Below are 17,334 nucleotides of genomic sequence, written 5' to 3' on the forward strand. Positions count from 1 at the left end.
GGCCGTCGGACCCGACCACCAACGTATCTCCGGGCGATGTTTCCGGCGAGTTGGGCCGGTCGGGTGAACCGGGGGGCCGGTACGCGGCGCCGTCTCGGTACGCGTGCGTGGGCGGACCGGCCGCTCTCACAGGATCGCGAGCGGATTGACGGGAGAGCCGGTGGCCGCGGGCAGCCGGAGCGGGGCGATGACGCAGAGGAACGACCAGCGGCCTTCCCGAGCGCAGAGCGGCGCGAGGTCCTCGAACCGCAGGTAGTCCAGCAGGTGCAGTCCCATGGCGTGGATGCCCAGCACATGGACCGGGAACGCGACGCCCCGGGCCGCGCTGGGCGCGCTGTCGTTGTTGCCGTCACCGCCGAGTACGGCCACCTCCCGCTCGGCCAGGAACTCCATGGCCGTCGGGTGGAGTCCGGCACGGGCGGCGGCCACGTCCCAGGGACCGAGCTCCTCGCGGCGCCGGCGGTGGCCGACCCGTACGAGCAGGATGTCGCCGCGGCCGACCCGGACGCCCTGCCGTGCCTCGGCGGCGGCGAGGTCCTCGGCCCGCACCTGCGCTCCCGGTTCGAGCCAGGGGACGTCGTGCAGCCGGGGGATGTCGAGGAGGACCCCGCGTCCGACGATGCCGTCGCGGGCGAGGTCGACGGACAGGGCGCTCGCTCCGTCCGGCGACAGCACGTCCGCCGCCGGCACGCCGCCGTGCAGGGTGCCGTCGTAGACGACGTGGCACAGCGCGTCGAGGTGGCTGTCCACGTCACCGTGGACGTTCATGGCGAAGCGGTCCCGGGCGAACTCCAGGCCGCTCGAACCGGGTTCACCGTCGGGCGGGGCGGTGAGCCGGTGTTCGGCCGGGTCGGCGTCGTCCGGTCCGGCAAGGGTGTTCACGGGCGCGGCGAGCGACACCGTACGCCCCGACCGCACCTCGCGTACGGCGGCCCGTACGTGTTCCCCGGTGATCGTGTCCAGGGCGCCCCGGGCGGCGGCGCCGCCGGGGGACGTGTCGCGCAGGTGCCGGTAGAGACGCCGGAAGTCGGCCTCGCTCAGCTCGCCGGTCGTCCGCATGCCCCCACCCTCGGGCAGATCCGGGGCCCCCGCACGCCGAGTTGCCGGGCTCGGGGACCGCCGCGTTAATAGGTGAGCGAACCGATCCGCGGAGGTCCGGATGGACATGATCCGTGTCCGGGCGGTGTGCCCGCCGGACCTCACCGAACGCGCCATGGCCCTGCTCGGCGCCGAGCCGTGCGTCCTGAACCTGCACCTTCAGCCGGGCCGCGTACGCAACCCCGACGGTGACGCCATCCAGTGCGACGTCCTGACCGGAGTCGCGAACGAGGTGCTGCGCGGGCTGCGGGAGCTCGGCCTCGAACGGCGTGGCTCCATCATCCTCGACCCGGTGGACACGGCGTTCTCGGATCTCGCGGCCAGGACCTGGGCCAAGGAACTCGGGGCGCGGCCGCGCGCCCCGGTGTGGGAGCAGGCGGAGGCCCGGATCCGGGCCGAGGGCAGCTATCCCCCGAGCTTCTACCTGTTCCTGGTCATCGCCGGGCTCATCGGCGCGGTGGGCATCATCACCAACTCGCAGATCCTCATCGTCGCGGCCATGGTGGTCGGCCCCGAGTACGGGGCCATCATCAGCGTCGCCCTCGGCATCGACAACCGTTCCCGGCCGAGGATCGCGCAGGGTCTCCTGGCGCTGCTGGTGGGCTTCCTGCTGGCCATCGCCGCGACGTTCCTGTTCGCCCTTCTCGTCCGCGGCTTCGGGTTCCAGCCGGAGGCCTTCGAGCTGGGGGTGCGGCCCGTCTCGAACCTGATCAACACCCCCAACTTCTTCTCGGCCGTGGTGGCGGTGCTGGCCGGGGTCGTCGGCATCGTCTCGCTCACGGAGGCCCGGACGAGCGCGCTGCTCGGCGTCTTCATCTCGGTGACCACGATCCCGGCGGGGGCGGACATCGGGGTCTCCGTGGCGTTCGCCAGCTGGGACGAGGCCTGGGGCTCGCTGCTCCAACTGCTGCTCAACATCTTCGTACTGATCGTGGTCGGGACCGGCACGCTCAAGTGCCAGCGGGCCCTCTGGCGGCGGGTGGGCGAACGCCGGCACGGTCGCGCGGCCGGGCGGACCGCGTAGGCGCGGCACGGGTGAGCGGCGTACCGAGGTGCGGCCGCCTCCGTCCGGTGCTGCAATGAGGTCCGAGGGCAGGGGGACGCTGAACGCCGTGACCACGCAGGGGTGAAGCCGTGAGCGATGAATTCGTCGAAATGGGACCGATCGACTATGTCGTCGTCGAGTTTCCCGGAAGCCGCATGACCGGCGAGGGGTTCCCCCTGCTGGTCGATCTGGTGGACCGCGGCCTCATCCGGATCCTCGATCTGCTGTTCGTCCGGAAGGAAGAGGACGGATCCGTCGTGGGCATGGAGATCGCCGACCTCACCGGCGACGGACTTCTGGACCTGGCCGTGTTCGAGGGCGCGTCCTCCGGCCTGCTGGGCCAGGACGACATCGAGGAGGCCGGCGGCGCTCTGGGCGCCGGCAACTCCGCGGCGATCCTGGTCTACGAGAACCTGTGGGCCGCGCCGTTCGCCACCGCCCTGCGACGCGGCGGTGCGCAGCTGGTCGCCTCCGGGCGGATCCCGGTCCCGGCCGTCCTGGCCGCGCTGGACGAGACGGACGACGTCCGGCCGCCGGGGGCGTAGAACTCCGCGGCGCAGAGACTCCGTAGCGCAGAGAACCCGTCGCGGTGACGGAAGACCAGGTATTCCTCGGCCTCGGCCTGATCGTCGTGCTGGCCGTCGGCTCCCAGGTGCTGGCGAGCCGGCTGCGTATCCCCGCGCTGATCGTCCTGCTCCCCGTCGGATTCACCGCGGGCGCGCTGACCGACGACGTCGACCCCGAGCGGCTCCTGGGCAGCACCTTCTCCCCGCTGGTCTCGCTGGCCGTCGCGGTGATCCTCTACGACGCCGGACTCGGCCTGGACCTGAGGAGCTTCCGAGCCCACACCCGCCGGGTCGTGGTGCGGCTCATCTGGTTCGGCGCGCTGTTCACCGGCGCTTCGGCGGCGCTGGTGGCCATGCCGTTCCTCGGGATGTCATGGGGCGCGGCCGTGATGCTCGGCGCGATCCTCGTCGTGTCCGGGCCGACGGTCGTCGGCCCGCTGCTCGCCTTCGTCCGCCCCACGGAGCGACTGCGGCGGATCCTCGTCTGGGAGGGGTCGCTGATCGATCCCGTGGGCGGCATCCTGGGCGCGCTGGTCTTCCACGCGGTCACGGCCGGCGGGCCCGGCGGCTTCGGCAGCAGGGTCGGCCCCTTCGCCGTCAGTACGGCGGTGGGGGTGGTGGGAGGCGTCGTCGGAGCGGCCGTACTGACGGTGGCGCTGCGCAGGCTCCGGCTCGGGGAGGTGCTCGCCACCACGGTGCAGCTCGCCGCGGTGGTCGGCGTGGCGGCCGTCTGTGACGTCGTCCGGGACGACACGGGACTCATCGCCGCCGTCCTGATGGGACTGGCGGTGGCGAACCTGCCCGGCGCGGGCGTCACGGCGCGCAGGCCGTTCTTCGAGACCCTCGTGGACCTGGTCATCGGGCTGCTCTTCATCTCGATCTCGGCCACCGTCAGCCCCGCGTCGCTGCGGCATGTGGTGCTGCCGACGCTGGGGCTCGTGGCGGTCCTGGTGCTCGTGGTCCGCCCGCTGGTGGCGGCCGTGTCGGCGTGGCGCACCGATCTGTCGGCCGGGGAACGGGGCTTCCTGGGGTGGATGGCGCCGCGCGGGATCGTGGCCGCGGCCACCGCCTCGACGTTCTCGGCCACGCTGGTGGACCAGGGCGTCGGCGGCGCCGCGAAGATCCTGCCGGCCACGTTCGTGGTGATCGTCGCCACCGTCACGCTGTACGGGCTGAGCGCGGCGCGGGTGGCCGGGCGGCTGGGCGTGGTGCGCTCGGCGCGCTCGCGGCCGTTGCTCGTGGGCGGGGATCCATGGGTGGTCGATCTGGGGCGGGCCCTGCGGTCGGCCGGGCTGGAGGTGGTGATGTGGGCGGGACGCGAGGCGGAGCGGGACAGCATCGGGGCCGCCGGCATCGAACTCGCCCCCGGGGAGCTGTTCGCCGCGGCCACGGGCGAGGGCGCGGAGCTCGAGGGTCTCACCGGGGTCCTGCTGCTCACCGGCGAGGACGACTTCAACGCGCTGGCGGCCACGCGTCTCGAGGACGGCGTCGAGGGCACGGTCCACCGGCTGCGGCCGTCCGCGGGCAGCCAGGGCGTCATCACGCCCTACGCGGGTGGTGAGGTGCTCTTCGATCCGGACCTCACCGGGCCCGAACTGGCACGGCGTCACGCCCGGGGCGCCCGCGTCGTGACGCATCGCTTCGACGGCGACGGCCCGCTCCCGGCCGGACCCCGGATGCTGTTCCTGGTGCGGGGCGACGGCCGGCTCCTCCCCGTCACCGGGGCCGGCGGCCCGGCGCCGCAGCCGGGAGACGTCGCCGTACTGCTGAGCGGCTGACCCCGTCAGCGGCCCGTGGACCGCTCGAAGGAGGCGACGGCGGCCCGCACCCGGGCGAGCTCGGCCCCGGGACCGGCTGTGGCGTCCAGGGTCAGGCCCGGCTCGTCCGGTTCCAGTGGCTCCAGCGTCGCGAACTGCGAATCGACCAGCCGGGCGGGCATGAAGTGGCCGGTGCGCCGGGACACGCGGTCCCGTGCGGTGTCCCGGTCCAGGGCCAGGTAGAGGCACCAGAGCCGGCCGCCGGCGGCCGCCCTGAGCTCGTCGCGGTACGCCCTCTTGAGGGCCGAGCAGGCGAGGACCAGCCCCTCCCCGGCCTCGGCGGCGTGCCGGACGCGGTCGGCGAGGGCCCGCAGCCAGGGCTCGCGGTCTTCGTCGTCCAGAGGGTGACCGGCGGTCATCTTGGCGATGTCGGCGGCACTGTGGAAGCCGTCGCCCTCGACGAACGTCACCGCGAGCCGCTCGGCGACCGCTCTGCCGACGGTGGTCTTCCCGGAACCGGACACGCCGAGGACCAGCACGATCGGCGGCCCCAGCCCGGCCCCGCGCACCGGCTCCCCGCGCGCCGGGTCCCCTCCCCTCTGCTCCCCGCCGCCGGTCACGGGCTCTCGGGCTCCCGTCCGGCCGACGTCCGCCGCAGGTCCGCCTCGGTCAGGGGCTGGAGGGCCCCGGCGGTGTCCAGCCGGTAGAGCAGGACGAGAGGCGGTCCGACGAGCACCACGGCGATGGCCGTGACCAGCAGCAGCCAGCGCAGCGTGGTCGGCGCACCGGCCGCCTCGGACACGGTCAGCGAGGTGGGGATGAGATAGGGCCGCTGGGCCAGCCCCCACGCCACGACGACGAGGGCCACACTGCCGACGGCGGTGATCCTCGCCCATCCCGTGGCGGTGCGGTACAGCAGCCCGGCGGTGGCCGCCGCGGCGGCGACCGCGACCAGGACGAGAACGAGGCCGATTCCGCTGGTCAGCCCGTCGTGGACGTAGCGCGCGTCGTCGCGGGTGACGACGAGGCCGACGACCGCCAGGACGGCGAGGGCGCCGAGGCTGCACCAGGCCCGCAGCCGGAAGTATCCGACCAGGTCGGCGGCGTCGAAGCGGCGGGCGTCGGCGGTCAGGAACACCGCCCCCAGGAAGGCGGTCGCGGCGACGGTCAGCAGGCCGGCGATCACGGACGTCCCGTTGGACCACGCGTCGGCCGTCGCCTTCGTGCCGGGAGCCACCCGGCCCGTGGCCAGCCCGCCGACCGCCGCGCCGAGGAAGAAGGGCGTCAGCAGCGAGGAGACGGCGAAGACGGCGCCGTAGACCCTGCGCCCGGCGATGCGCTGCGTGGGTTTGCGCAGGGCGAACCCGGCGCCGCGCAGGACGAGTCCCACGGCGGCCAGCGCCAGCGGCAGCCACATGGCCGTGAAGACCGTCTGGAAGAGGACCGGGAAGCCGGTCCACATGATGACCAGGACGAAGATGAGCCAGACGTTGTTGGTCTCCCACACCGGTTCCATGGCGTGGTCGATGAGCCACCTGGGACGCCTGCCCCGCTCGGTGCCGCCCGCGAGCAGGTCCCAGAATCCGGCGCCGTAGTCCGTGCCGCCGGCACACGCGTAGGCGGCCACCACGGCCAGCAGCACCCAGGCGACGGCGTCCTCGGTCATGTGCCGCCCCCGTCCCTGCCCCCGGTCGTGGACAACGGCCGGGGCCCGTAGGGGGTGTCGCCCTCCACGTCCCCGGTGGCGGCTGCCGTGCCGGCGCCCTCGTCGGCCAGCCGCCACCGTCTGCTCATCCTCAGCAGGACGGTCAGGAAGGCGCCGAACACGAGGACGTAGAGCACCATGACGATGCCGAGCATCGTCCACAGGGTCGAGGCACGGGTGTCCGTCACCGCCTCCGCGACCCGCATGTTCTGGTAGACGATCCAGGGCTGACGGCCCACCTCGGTGGTGATCCAGCCGCACTCCACGGTCAGCAGACAGGCCCCGCCGGCCAGCGCCGCGCACCGGAAGAACCACGGTGACCCGGGCAGGTCACGGCGGCGCAGCCAGCACCAGCCGTACCAGAGCGCGAGCAGGGCGAGCAGGCTCGCGATGGTCACCATGATGTCGAACGCCCAGTGCGCGATCGTGGCCTGAATGGCCGTCGGGCGGTCGCTCGCCGGGACCGAGGACAGGCCCGTCACCTTGGTGCTCGGGCTGAAACCGGCGAGGATCGAGTCCAGTTGGGGGATCTTGATCCCGCCGGTGATCGTCCCGTCGGAATGCAGACGCCCGAACATGTACTCCGGCACATGGGTGTCGGTCTTCCAGACGATCTCGGTGGCCGCGAACTTCACCGGCTGCTTGTGGAAGACGGAGCGGGCGATCGAGTCCCCGAGCACGAACTGCACGGGGGTCAGGATCGCGGCGACGGTGAACGGCACGGTGAAGCCGAGCCGGTGGTAGCGGTCCCGGCGGCCCCGCAGCCAGCCGACCGCGTACACCCCGGCGACGACATAGCCGGCGGTCAGCACCACTCCGACCACGAAGTGCCAGTACTCCGGGCCGAACATCGGCGTGAAGATCGCCCTGCGTACGTCGACGTCCACCGGGTCGCCGGACGCGTCGAGGGTGAAGCCGCTCGGGGTGTTCATCCAGGAGTTGGCGGCCACGATGCCGAACGCCCCCATCAGGGCGGCGAGCGGCAGGGGCAGGCCGAGCCAGAAGTGCGTCCACGGCTTGAGCCGGCGCCAGCCGTACAGGTAGATGGCGATGAGGATCGCCTCGAGGAAGAACGCCCAGGCCTCGACCCCGAAGCCGAGGCCGAAGACATCGCCCCACCGGCCCATCATCCCCGGCCACAGCAGGCCGAGTTCGAAGGAGAGGACGGTGCCGGTCACGATGCCGATGGCGAACTGGACGGCCATGACCGCCGACCAGCGACGCGCGAGCAGCAGGGCGACGGCGTCGCCCTTGCGCAGTCCGCGGTAGTGCATCAGGAGGGTGATGGCGGGCAGGGCCACGCCGAAGGGCACGAGCAGGATGTGGGAGCCCAGGGTGAAGGCCATCAGCTCCCGGGCCGGCAGCAGCTGTGCGGGGCCGTCCGCCAGAAAGTGGTCGATCGCGCTGTTCACATGGTCCTCGGTGGCTCGTCCCGGATGGCTGAGGCGTGGCGGGTCTCAGCCGCCCGTGGCGAACCCGGGGAACAGCGTCATTCCGCCGTCGACGTAGAGCGTCGTCCCCACCACGTAGTCGAAGAGGTCGGAGGCCAGCGCGGCCACCACGTTCGCGATGTCGTCCGGGTCGCCGACGCGGTGGTAGGGGACGAGCCGGAGCAGGTCGGCCTCGGCTTCGGGGGTGTCCCAGGCGCTGCGGTTGATCGGCGTGCGGATCGCTCCCGGAGCGACGGCGTTCACCCGGATCCGGTGCGGGGCGAGTTCCTGCGCGAGGGTCGCCATGAGCATCTGCACCCCGCCCTTGGACGACGCGTAGTTCACATGGCCCGTCCAGGGGATGAGCTGGTGGACCGAGCTCATGCAGATGATTTTCCCGGCGGACCGGGAGACCTCCGGGACGACTCCGCGCCGCATGAATTCCTTGGTCGCCTCGCGTGCGCAGAGGAACTGTCCGGTCAGATTCACGTCCAGTACTTTGTGCCACTGCTCCATGGTCATGTCGGTCACGGGGGCGTCTCGCTGGAGTCCCGCGTTGGCGACCATGATGTCGATGGTCCCGAACTCCTCGACCATTCGGGAGACCATGTCGACGACCTGGTCCTCCTGGGACACATCGGCCTCGTGCGCATAGGCGCGGACGCCGAATCCCTCGATCTCCCGCACGACTTCTTCCGCGGCTTCCCGCCCCGCCACATAGTTCACGACCACATCGGCGCCGACCCGTCCGAGGCCGATCGCGGTGGCCTTTCCGATGCCGGAATTCGCGCCCGTCACCAGTGCCTTCTGCCCTTTCAGGAGCAGCGGGGCAAGGGGCTGGCGACCGTCACTGCCGCTGGTTTCCACTCGTGTCTCCCTGTGCGTGCCGGCGCGGACATTCGGCGGACATTCAGAGGAATCCGCCCGACAACGAAAACACGCGTGGACCGGTACGGCACGGTGGCACGTCTCCCGTCAGCCGCCCGGGGTCCCTGCCCGCGCGAACGGCCCAACGGGCGCCGAAGGCGCCGGCCGGTCGCCCGCGACGCACGGCCCGCTCGGACCGGCCGCTCCGACCGGCCGGCGCGCACCGGCTGGTCGAACGATCTGGTCGAACGGGCTGGTCAGGCGGCTGTTGGGGCGGGCCGATCGGACGGGCCGCGCGCGGGGGCTACTCGGTGCGGGCGTCCCGGCCCGTCCCGATGCACAGCGCCCAGATGACGAAACCGTCCACGGCGATCAGCACGATGGCCCACACGGGCTGGTAAGGCAGCCACATGAAATTGGCGATCATCGACAGACCGGCCACCGCGACGCCGACGACGCGTGCCCACACCGCGCCACGGAACAGAGCGATGCCCGCGAGCGCGACCAGAACGCCGAGGACGAGATGGATCCAGCCCCAGCTGGTCAGGTTGAAGTTGTAGGCGTAGCCATTGGTGACGACAAAGACGTCGTCCTGGGCGATGGCGGCAATTCCCTGGAATATCGCCATCACCCCACCGAAGATCATCATGACCCCGGCGAAGCCGGTCCAGCCGGACACCCACGCCCCGCCGCCGCTCGCCGTTCCGTGTCCGTGGTGCACTCCGGTCGCGGTCATTTCGGGCTCCTCCCACACGCATATCGCCACTGACAGGTGGCCGTTCGGTCGCCCACTTATCAGCTTGCCATGAGAAGCACAAACCGGCAGAACACCGGTATGCGCGCAGTTCGGCGCCCCGGCCGACGTGCGAGGGAAATCCGACGGTGGTCCAATGGGGGTGTCCGGCGCGCCGACCGTCGCGCGTCGGCGGGGAAAGCCGTCCCTTTCGCAGGTCTCCGGCGAGAAAGGAAACCGCCGTGCCAGGTCTCCTCCGCGGGGTCGCCCGCACAGCCGTAGTGGCCGGTACCGCGACCGCCGTGTCGAACCGCGTGTCACGCCGCCAGCAAGGGCGCTGGGCCCAGCAGGACGCTCAGCCGGCCGCGCCGCAGCCGGCGCCGGCCGCCGCTCCCCCGCCCGCCCAGCCGGCCGACATGAGCAGCAAGATCGACCAGCTGAAGCAGCTCGGGGAGCTCAAGACCCAGGGTGTCCTCACCGAGGCCGAGTTCGAGGACCAGAAGCGCAGGATCCTCGAGTCCTGAATCCGTCCCCGTCCCCGTCCCCCTCCCCGTGGTCGTCTCAGTGGACGTCTCAGTGGGCGTCCCCGTGTGTGTCCCCGTGGGGCATGACGTCGATCCCGGTGCGCACCGGCTGCCCGGCGGCGAGCCGGTCGCCGGGCAGCCTCGGTGTCGTGCCGTGCCGTGCGTGCCGTGTCGTGTCTCGGGTCGGGTGGCGGTGCGCCCTCGCGACGGCCGGGCGCACGACCCGCGCGCCGCGCCGCGCACCCTACGGCCAGCTCAGTACGAGGTTTCCCCGGACGTCGCCGTCCAGCAGGCGTTTGAACGCCGCGCGCGCGTCCTGGGGCGGCATGACGTCGTCCACGAGGGGCCGGATTCCCGTGGTGTGCATCAGCCTCAGCATCCGCGCGTATTCGTCCCGGGTGCCGCTGAACGACCCGACGATGTTGACCTGGTGGAAGTAGACCCGGTGCAGCCGGGCCGGCGAGACGTCCCCGGACGTGGCGCCGGCGACGACGACCGTGCCGCCGGGGCGCACGCTGTGCAGGGAGTGCGTCCATGTCGCCCGGCCGACGCTGTCGATGACGGCGTCCACCTGTTCGGGCAGTTGCGCCTTGGGTTCGAACACCTCGTGGGCGCCCAGGCGCCTGGCCAGCTCTCGCTTGGCGGCAGTACGGCTGGTGGCGTACACCCGGAGTCCGCCGGCCACCCCCAGCGCGATCAGCGCGGTGGAGAGTCCGCCGGCGGCGCCCTGCACGAGCACCGAATCGCCGGGCTGCAGCCTGGCCTTGGTGAACAGCATGCGGTACGCCGGCAGCCAGGTGCAGATCAGGCAGGCCGCCTCTTCCCAGGCCAGCTGGTCCGGGACCGGCAGCAGGCTGGCCGCGGGCACGGCGATGTACTCGGCCAGCGTGCCCGGCCGGGCGCCGACGAGTTGCGCGGCCGGCAGGATCAGGGTCTCGTCCGCGGTGCCCGGCGGGGACTCCAGTACGGGATAGAGCGCCACGCGCCGGCCGTCGGGGTCCTCCCCCGCCGCCTCGCAGCCCAGGATCCGCGGATACTTGTCGTGGTTCAGGCCGACACCCCTCAGGGTCCACAGATCCTTGTGGTTGAGGGAGACGGACCTGACCCGGACGAGCGACCAGCCGTCGGGCACCTCGGGATCGGGACGCTCGCCGACGACCAGCGCGGCCAGCGGGTCCTCGGCGTCGGGACGTGCCGCGTAGACAGCCTTCACCTTCCCGCCCTCCTGCCCCGGCTCGTGCGCCGCGGGCGATGGCCCGTTGGGCGAAGGGGTGGTGGAATGTCGCGCCGCTGCATGGCAACTCCTCGTCGTACGCGGGGGGGGCGGGTGTCACGTGCTGCCGGACGGCAGCGTCACGCTCGGGACCGTCAGCGGAACGCCTGAACGCCGGTGACCGCACGGCCGATGCTGAGGGTGTGGACCTCTTCGGTCCCTTCGACCGTGAGCACGGCCTCCAGGTTGGCCATGTGCCGCATCACCGGGTATTCGAGGGTGATGCCGTTGGCGCCGAGGATGCTGCGGGCCGTGCGGGCGACCTCGGTCGCGGCGCGCACGTTGGCGAGCTTGCCGAGGCTGAGCTGCGTGGGCGCCAGCCGGCCGGACTCCTTCAGCCGGGCCAGCCGCAGCGCGGTCATCCCGGCGTGATTGACGTGCACCACCATGTCCGCGAGCTTGCGCTGGGAGAGCTGGAAGGAGGCGAGCGAGCGGCCGAACTGCTCACGGCCGGCGGCGTAGTCGAGCGCGCTGGCGTAGCAGGTGCGAGCGGCGCCGACCACACCCCAGACGATGCCGAAGCGGGCCTCGTTCAGGCACGAGAACGCCGTCTTCAGACCGTGGGCCCCGGGAAGGGCGGCCGAAGCGGGGACCCGCACCTCGTCCAGGGTGAGGACGGCGGTGTTCGAGGCCCGCAGGGCGAGCTTGCGGGTGATCTCCTCGGCGGTGAATCCCGCTGTGTCGGTGGGCACGAGGAAGGCGCGCACCTCGTCCCGCGCGTGTGCCCAGATCACGGCGACGTCCGCGAGGGTGCCGTTGTTGATCCACGCCTTGGTGCCGTTGATCACCCAGTCGTCCCCGTCGCGACGGGCGGACGTACGCATCGAGCCGGGGTCGGAGCCCGACTCCGGTTCGGTCAGGCCGAAGCAGCCGAGCGCCTCGCCCGCGGCCATGCGGGGCAGCCACTCCTTCCGCTGCTCCTCGCTGCCCCAGCGGTGGATGGCGCACATGGCGAGGCAGCCCTGCACGGACACGAAACTGCGCAGTCCGGAGTCCACCGCCTCCAGTTCGCGGCAGGCGACGCCGTAGGCGGTGGCCGAGAGCCCGGCGCAGCCGTAGCCGTCCAACTGCATCCCGAGCAGCCCGAGCGCGCCGAGTTCCTTGGCGATCGACCGGGGCAGCTCCCCGCGCTCGTACCAGTCGGCGACGTGCGGCAGGAGCTCGGTCGTCGCGTAGGCGCGCACCGTGTCGCGCACGTCCCGCTCGGCGGGGCCCAGTTCGTCGTCCAGGGCCAGGAAGTCATGGGGATCGGGTGTCTTCGGCGACTCGGAGTGCGTAGCGCTTTCGGGGAGACTCATCTGTGTACGCCCTTTTCGGTCCGTCGGCTGTCGGGTCCGGGTCCCGCTGTGTTTCCCGTCGTTGCCTCGCGTCCCCGCCCGGGGCCGCGTCCCGCTCAGAGCGGGATGTTCCCGTGCCTGCGGGGTGGCCCTTCCGCGCGCTTGGTCTCCAGGAGCCGCAGCGCCCATCCGATCTGCGCCCGGGTGCGCGACGGCTGGATGACCGCGTCGACGTAACCGCGGTCGGCCGCGGCGTAGGGCGTGGCCTGGTCCTCGTACTCACGCACCAACTGGGCACGGCGTTGCGCCAGTTCGTCGCCCTCGAGTGCCGCCAGTTCCTTGCGGTAGAGGATGCCGACGGCTCCCGCCGCGCCCGTCACGGCGATCTGCGCGGTCGGCCAGGACAGGTTGACGTCGGCGCCGAGGTGCTTGGAGCCCATGGCGCCGTAGGCCCCGCCGTACGCCTTGCGCGTGATCACCGTGATCTTGGGGACGACCGCCTCCGCGTACGCGTAGATCAGTTTGGCGCCCCGCCGGATGATCCCGTCCCACTCCTGGTCGACGCCGGGCAGGAAACCCGGCACGTCCACGAACGTCAGGACGGGCACATTGAACGCGTCGCAGGTGCGCACGAACCGCGCCGCCTTCTCCGAGGCGTCGATGTCCAGGCAGCCCGCGACATGCGTGGGCTGGTTGGCGACGACGCCGACGCTGCGCCCGTCCACCCGGCCGAAGCCGACGAGGATGTTGGGCGCGAACATCCGCTGCACCTCGAGGAACTCACCGTCGTCGAGCACCCTGGTGATGACCTCGCACATGTCGTAGGCCTGGTGGGGCGAGTCCGGGACGATCGCGTCGAGTTCGAGATCGGTGGCGGTCGGGCCGTCGGCGCTCGAACCCGCCGACGCCGGCGGGGAGAAGACCGGCGGCACGGAGAGGTTGTTGCTCGGCAGATAGCTGAGCAGGTCCTTGACGTAGGACAGCGCGTCGTCCTCGTCGGAGGCCAGGTAGTGCGCCACACCCGACCGGGAGTTGTGCGGGCGGCCGCCCCCGAGGGTCTCGAAGTCGACCTCCTCGCCGGTGACGGTCCTGATGACCTCGGGCCCGGTGATGAACATGTGGCTGGTCCGGTCGACCATGACGGTGAAGTCGGTGAGCGCCGGCGAATACACCGCGCCCCCGGCGCACGCGCCCATGATCAGCGAGATCTGCGGGACGACGCCGGAGCAGCGCACGTTGTGGTAGAAGATCTCGCCGTAGCGGCCGAGTGTGCCGACGCCCTCCTGGATGCGCGCGCCTCCGCCGTCGTTGATGCCCACGAGCGGGCAGCCGACCTTGGCCGCCAGGCGCATCAGCTTGACGATCTTGTCGCCGTGCACCTCACCGAGCGTTCCGCCGAACACGGTGGCGTCCTGGCTGTAGATGGCCACCGGGCGGCCGTCGATCGTGCCGGTGCCGGTGACGACGCCGTCCCCCATCGCGTGACGCTCCTGCGTGCCGGGAGCCGGCGAGTGCCGGGCCAGCGCGTCGAGCTCCACGAAGGAGCCGGGGTCGAGCAGGGCGTCGATGCGCTCGCGGGCCGTTCCGCGCCCCTTCGCCCGCTGGCGTTCCACCCCGGCGGCGCTGCCGGCGTGCAGCGCGGCGTCGGTGCGCTGCCGGAGGTCGGCCAGCTTGCCCGCCGTCGTGCGCGGGTCGGGGACATCGGGGGCATCGGGGGCGGCGACCTCGGAGACCGCCGCGGGACCGGTGACCGTACTCATGATCGCCCGGCCGCCCGCCGGCGTGCGGCCCTCATGGCCGCCGACCCACATTCGATGCCAACTTGCCTGGTCACAAACTCCATTGGCCTCTCCTGCTAAGCTGCGCGAACCGTCCGCTGGTCACCGTAAGTTGATATCCCCTCACGCCACATCCCCCGGTCTGACGGCACGTGGCGCATCCGCGGCCTGCGGATCGGCCCGGTCGGCGGGATTCCCCCTCGAAAGGCTTCGATGTCGATCACTCCCGCCGATGAGGTGCTGTTACGCACGGTGAGCACCCTGCGCGGCGCCGGATGCGTGTTCGCCGAGGACGAGGCGCAGTTGCTCCTCGACGCGGCCGCGACACCCGCCGAGCTGGACGTGCTGGTGCACCGCCGTGTCGTCGGCGAACCGCTCGAAGTCATCCTCGGCTGGGCCGAGTTCTGCGGACTGCGGGTCCGGGTGGACGCCGGTGTGTTCGTCCCGCGTCAGCGCACCCGGTTCCTGGTCGACCTCGCGGCTGAGCTGGCCCGGCCGGGCTCGGTCGTCGTCGATCTGTGCTGCGGGACCGGAGCGATCGGCGCCGCCGTCGCCGCGCGGGTCGCCGGGATCGACCTGTCGTGCGCCGATGTCGACCCGAACGCGGTCCGCTGCGCCCGGCTGAACGCAGGCCCCGACGCCCATGTGTACGAGGGCGACCTCTACGACGCGCTGCCCGACTCGCTGCGCGGCCGCGTGGACGTCCTGGTCGTCAACGCCCCGTACGTGCCGACGGACGAGATCGCGATGATGCCGCCCGAGGCGCGCGACCACGAACCGCAGCACGCGCTCGACGGCGGCGCCGACGGTGTCGAGGTGCACCGGCGGGTCGCCGTCGGCGCGCCGGCGTGGCTGGCGCCGGGCGGCAGTCTGCTGATCGAGACGAGCGAGGAGCAGGCCCCGCTCACCGCGCGGGCGATGGCCGACCACGGCCTCGTCACACGCGTGTCGACGAACGACGACATGTACTGCACGGTCGTCGTCGGAACCCGCGCGGGCGACTAGCGCGCCGGGTCCTCACCTGGCCGGAAACCTCCCGACCGGAGCCTCACCCGGCCGGAACCGGCGCACGGTCGGTGAACTCGCGCAAGGTCGCCCGGGCATGGTCGTGGACGGCGTCCATCTGCCCTTCCGTGAAGCACTCGGTGCTGTAGGGCAGCTCGATGCGGAAGCGGTCGCGGACCGTCGTCAGCGAGGCGAGCACCGGGCCGTGCTGCAGGAACGACGGCGCCTTGCTGGACACCGCGAACCCCCGCAGGTCGACGATCTCCAGTCCGGGCGGGGACGGCGGGAGGGTGACGCGTCCGGTGTTGGTCATCACCATGCTCGCCGCCAGCAGCTGCGGGGTGGCCAGCAGCCGATCCAGTGACTGCAGTTCCAGGGCCGGGTCACCCCGGTCGACCGCGGCGCCCAGGCCCGCGCCGAGACGACGGCCGAGCGCGACGAGGTCGGCCCCCGCGGGCGCGTCGACCAGATCCTGGTACCAGGAGGCCGCGGGGACCATCACCTCCTGGCCCAGCGCGGGCTCCACCCGCTCGCGCAGGTCCACCGTGGAGACGCAGGCCAGCCGGTGGTCGGCATACTCCGCGGGAAGTCCGGACCGTACGGCTGCCAGAATCGTCGCGCCGACCAGCCCGTGCACCGACACCTCGGCGCTCTTGGCGAACGCCAGGAGGGCCGTGGTCTCGGAGGCGGTCAGCCGGAGCCGGCGTGACTGGGTGCGGCCCTGCCCGGGGGCCACGTCGCCGGACCGGGCCGCGAGGAACGGAAGGGCGGCCACGGGGGCGCCCTCGGCCCGGTCGAGCCGCGCCTGGACGTAGGCGGCCACGTCGGCCTCGGTGGCGGGTGCCAGGCGGTCGTCGATCGCCGCCGGCCAGTCCTCCCGGACGGGCCGGCCGGCCGGGTGCGCGCCGGCCCTGACATCGGCGTAGTACCGCCACATGCGGAACAACAGGGCGGTCGCGCTGCGGCCGTCGCAGATCGCGTGGTCGGCCCCGAGGAGCAGCGTGTCCTCCTCCTCGCCGGTCAGCAGCACCGCGCGGACCAGCGGGCCGCCCAGCGGCAGCGGCGTGTTCCATTCCTGGACCAGCGCGTCCGGGCCGTCGGGACGCACGACCAGGCGCGGCAGTTCGTCGGGCTTCAGCGGGCTGAGGAAACCGCCCTCGGCGTCCTGCTCCAGACGGCTGCGCAGCGAGGGGTGGTCGGCGAGGACCGCCGCGAATGCCGCGTCGAGCGCGTCGGGGTCGACGCCGCCGCGCACCATGCACATGCGCACGGCCTGCGTTCTCATCTCCCCGGCGTAGAGGTTCTCCGAGCGGGATAGGTTGCGACGCATGTCCATCCTGTTCTGTCGACGGTGACGAGATGAGCGGTGGGGGACCGAGCCGGGTCGAGCGAGGGGGACGGTGTGCCGCGCTTCAGCCGAGCGTGCCGCCGAGGATCCCGTCCCGGACCGCGCGCAGTTCCTCGTCGTCGGTGAGGGTTCGGGACTTCTCGACGCCGGCCCGCACCGTCAGCAGGCGCCGGCCCTTGAGCACCACCTGGCCGTCGGCGACGGCCCGGCTGTAGAGCTGGGGCGCGCTCTGCGGGGCCACCTCGGCCAGCTTCACGTTCGCCAGATCCTGGAAGGCGCACCACTCGGCCGGCTCGCGGACCTTCGGGGTGAAGCGGAAGACCGTGCTCCAGCGCCCCAGCCGCGGCCTGCGCTGCAGGAGCACGCCGTCGCCGTCCTCGACGAGGCGGTACCGGCAGCCGTACTGCACCTGCTCCCGCCCGTCCGTGGCGCCGTCGAGACGCAGCGGCTCGAGGAACGACGGCCCGGCGTATCCCACGTCGACGAGTCGGCGCGCGCCGTCGACGTGGGCCACCATCAGCATGTGCTCGACATCGACGCCGTAGTCCGCCTGCCCCTCGGCCGTGGTGCCGGCGATCAGGTCGACGTCGTAGCCGAGGTCGCGCAGCAGGCGCAGGAACAGCCGGGTCATCTGGACGCAGCCGCCGCCGTGGCCCGCCGCGACGACGGCGTCGAAGGTGGCGTCCTGGTCGAAGTCGACCAGATCGACCACCTCGCCGCTCGCGGTCGGCACGGCCAGGGAGCCGGTGCTGCTGAACGGCACGGTCTCCATGTGCCGCTTGTGCAGCCGGACGAGGGTGGCCAGGTCGGGTGCGGGACGCCCGTCCCGCTCGCTGTCGTGGCCCAGCCGCCGCAGGTAGCTGTCGGTGTCGAACACGGTCACTGCCTCTCTGCTCCGGGGTGTCGCGCTGCGCGTCCGGCCGCCGTC

General features: G+C 72.3%; 16 protein-coding genes. 5 read left to right on the plus strand and 11 right to left on the minus strand.

All coding sequences use genetic code 11. The features are described 5' to 3' along the window. Positions 1–126 precede the first annotated feature (126 nt). A complete protein-coding gene (locus ABT070_RS09850; protein ID WP_351757200.1) occupies positions 127–1,059 on the minus strand; it encodes a cyclase family protein in 933 nt (310 codons plus the stop codon). Between the two features lie 100 nt (positions 1,060–1,159). Here ABT070_RS09850 and ABT070_RS09855 point away from each other — a divergent pair, with 100 nt between their 5' ends. The 3 genes from ABT070_RS09855 (at position 1,160) to ABT070_RS09865 (ending at position 4,487) form a co-directional block, all read left to right on the plus strand. Continuing rightward, positions 1,160–2,122 carry a DUF389 domain-containing protein gene (locus ABT070_RS09855; protein ID WP_351757202.1) on the plus strand — a complete coding sequence of 321 codons (963 nt, stop codon included), beginning with the start codon at positions 1,160–1,162 and terminating at the stop codon, positions 2,120–2,122. Positions 2,123–2,232: 110 nt separating this feature from the next. Beyond that, complete coding sequence (locus ABT070_RS09860; protein WP_451099532.1) at positions 2,233–2,688, plus strand: DUF6325 family protein; 456 nt, start codon at positions 2,233–2,235, stop codon at positions 2,686–2,688. A gap of 44 nt (positions 2,689–2,732) precedes the next feature. After that, the gene (locus ABT070_RS09865; RefSeq protein WP_351757205.1) at positions 2,733–4,487 is read left to right on the plus strand and encodes a cation:proton antiporter; all 1,755 of its coding nucleotides are present in this window, start codon (positions 2,733–2,735) and stop codon (positions 4,485–4,487) included. Between the two features lie 5 nt (positions 4,488–4,492). On the opposite strand, the gene ABT070_RS09870 is transcribed toward ABT070_RS09865, so the two are convergent. The 5 genes from ABT070_RS09870 to ABT070_RS09890 form a co-directional block, all read right to left on the minus strand. Then, a complete protein-coding gene (locus ABT070_RS09870; RefSeq protein ID WP_351757207.1) occupies positions 4,493–5,086 on the minus strand; it encodes a gluconokinase in 594 nt (197 codons plus the stop codon). Beyond that, the gene (locus tag ABT070_RS09875; RefSeq protein ID WP_351757210.1) at positions 5,083–6,132 is read right to left on the minus strand and encodes a cytochrome d ubiquinol oxidase subunit II; all 1,050 of its coding nucleotides are present in this window, start codon (positions 6,130–6,132) and stop codon (positions 5,083–5,085) included. The genes ABT070_RS09870 and ABT070_RS09875 overlap by 4 nt, the downstream gene beginning before the upstream one ends. After that, positions 6,129–7,517, minus strand: a complete 1,389-nt coding sequence (locus ABT070_RS09880) for a cytochrome ubiquinol oxidase subunit I (RefSeq protein WP_351757380.1) — start codon at positions 7,515–7,517, stop codon at positions 6,129–6,131. The genes ABT070_RS09875 and ABT070_RS09880 overlap by 4 nt, the downstream gene beginning before the upstream one ends. Positions 7,518–7,628: 111 nt before the next feature. Beyond that, positions 7,629–8,468, minus strand: a complete 840-nt coding sequence (locus tag ABT070_RS09885) for an SDR family oxidoreductase (protein ID WP_351757211.1) — start codon at positions 8,466–8,468, stop codon at positions 7,629–7,631. Between the two features lie 304 nt (positions 8,469–8,772). Beyond that, positions 8,773–9,204 (minus strand): DUF7144 family membrane protein, encoded by a 432-nt coding sequence (locus ABT070_RS09890; RefSeq protein ID WP_351757214.1) that lies wholly within the window; start codon positions 9,202–9,204, stop codon positions 8,773–8,775. Positions 9,205–9,443: 239 nt separating this feature from the next. Between ABT070_RS09890 and ABT070_RS09895 the strand changes: the two genes are divergently transcribed. Continuing rightward, entirely contained in the window at positions 9,444–9,725 is a 282-nt protein-coding gene (locus ABT070_RS09895; protein ID WP_351757217.1) for an SHOCT domain-containing protein, read from the plus strand. Positions 9,726–9,969: 244 nt separating this feature from the next. Here the strand turns inward: ABT070_RS09895 and ABT070_RS09900 are convergent, their stop codons facing one another. The 3 genes from ABT070_RS09900 to ABT070_RS09910 all read right to left on the minus strand — a co-directional run bounded on the left by ABT070_RS09900 (position 9,970) and on the right by ABT070_RS09910 (position 14,035). Beyond that, entirely contained in the window at positions 9,970–10,938 is a 969-nt protein-coding gene (locus tag ABT070_RS09900; protein ID WP_351757219.1) for a zinc-binding dehydrogenase, read from the minus strand. A gap of 155 nt (positions 10,939–11,093) precedes the next feature. Next, positions 11,094–12,296: an acyl-CoA dehydrogenase family protein gene (locus ABT070_RS09905; RefSeq protein ID WP_351757222.1), complete on the minus strand. Its 1,203-nt coding sequence runs from the start codon at positions 12,294–12,296 to the stop codon at positions 11,094–11,096. 95 nt (positions 12,297–12,391) lie between these two features. Then, entirely contained in the window at positions 12,392–14,035 is a 1,644-nt protein-coding gene (locus ABT070_RS09910) for an acyl-CoA carboxylase subunit beta (protein ID WP_351757224.1), read from the minus strand. Positions 14,036–14,266: 231 nt separating this feature from the next. On the opposite strand from ABT070_RS09910, the gene ABT070_RS09915 reads away from it, so the two are divergent. Further along, positions 14,267–15,058 (plus strand): putative protein N(5)-glutamine methyltransferase, encoded by a 792-nt coding sequence (locus tag ABT070_RS09915; protein ID WP_351757227.1) that lies wholly within the window; start codon positions 14,267–14,269, stop codon positions 15,056–15,058. A gap of 43 nt (positions 15,059–15,101) precedes the next feature. On the opposite strand, the gene ABT070_RS09920 is transcribed toward ABT070_RS09915, so the two are convergent. After that, on the minus strand, positions 15,102–16,388 hold the full coding sequence (locus ABT070_RS09920; protein ID WP_351757230.1) for a phthiocerol/phthiodiolone dimycocerosyl transferase family protein: 1,287 nt from the start codon (positions 16,386–16,388) through the stop codon (positions 15,102–15,104). 82 nt (positions 16,389–16,470) lie between these two features. Then, the gene (locus ABT070_RS09925) at positions 16,471–17,289 is read right to left on the minus strand and encodes an arylamine N-acetyltransferase family protein (RefSeq protein WP_351757232.1); all 819 of its coding nucleotides are present in this window, start codon (positions 17,287–17,289) and stop codon (positions 16,471–16,473) included. Positions 17,290–17,334: the final 45 nt, after the last annotated feature.

The sequence above is a fragment of the Streptomyces sp. NPDC002884 genome (assembly GCF_040295245.1).
GTDB lineage: Bacteria > Actinomycetota > Actinomycetes > Streptomycetales > Streptomycetaceae > Streptomyces.

Bases quoted from the DNA above. Each gene is read 5' to 3' on its own strand.
- ABT070_RS09850 (WP_351757200.1), bottom strand. From the start codon at position 1,059: ATGCGGACGACCGGCGAGCTGAGCGAGGCCGACTTCCGGCGTCTCTAC.
- ABT070_RS09855 (WP_351757202.1), top strand. From the start codon at position 1,160: ATGGACATGATCCGTGTCCGGGCGGTGTGCCCGCCGGACCTCACCGAA.
- ABT070_RS09875 (WP_351757210.1), bottom strand. From the start codon at position 6,132: ATGACCGAGGACGCCGTCGCCTGGGTGCTGCTGGCCGTGGTGGCCGCC.
- ABT070_RS09880 (WP_351757380.1), bottom strand. From the start codon at position 7,517: ATGGCCTTCACCCTGGGCTCCCACATCCTGCTCGTGCCCTTCGGCGTG.
- ABT070_RS09890 (WP_351757214.1), bottom strand. From the start codon at position 9,204: ATGACCGCGACCGGAGTGCACCACGGACACGGAACGGCGAGCGGCGGC.
- ABT070_RS09905 (WP_351757222.1), bottom strand. From the start codon at position 12,296: ATGAGTCTCCCCGAAAGCGCTACGCACTCCGAGTCGCCGAAGACACCC.
- ABT070_RS09910 (WP_351757224.1), bottom strand. From the start codon at position 14,035: ATGAGTACGGTCACCGGTCCCGCGGCGGTCTCCGAGGTCGCCGCCCCC.
- ABT070_RS09915 (WP_351757227.1), top strand. From the start codon at position 14,267: ATGTCGATCACTCCCGCCGATGAGGTGCTGTTACGCACGGTGAGCACC.
- ABT070_RS09920 (WP_351757230.1), bottom strand. From the start codon at position 16,388: ATGCGTCGCAACCTATCCCGCTCGGAGAACCTCTACGCCGGGGAGATG.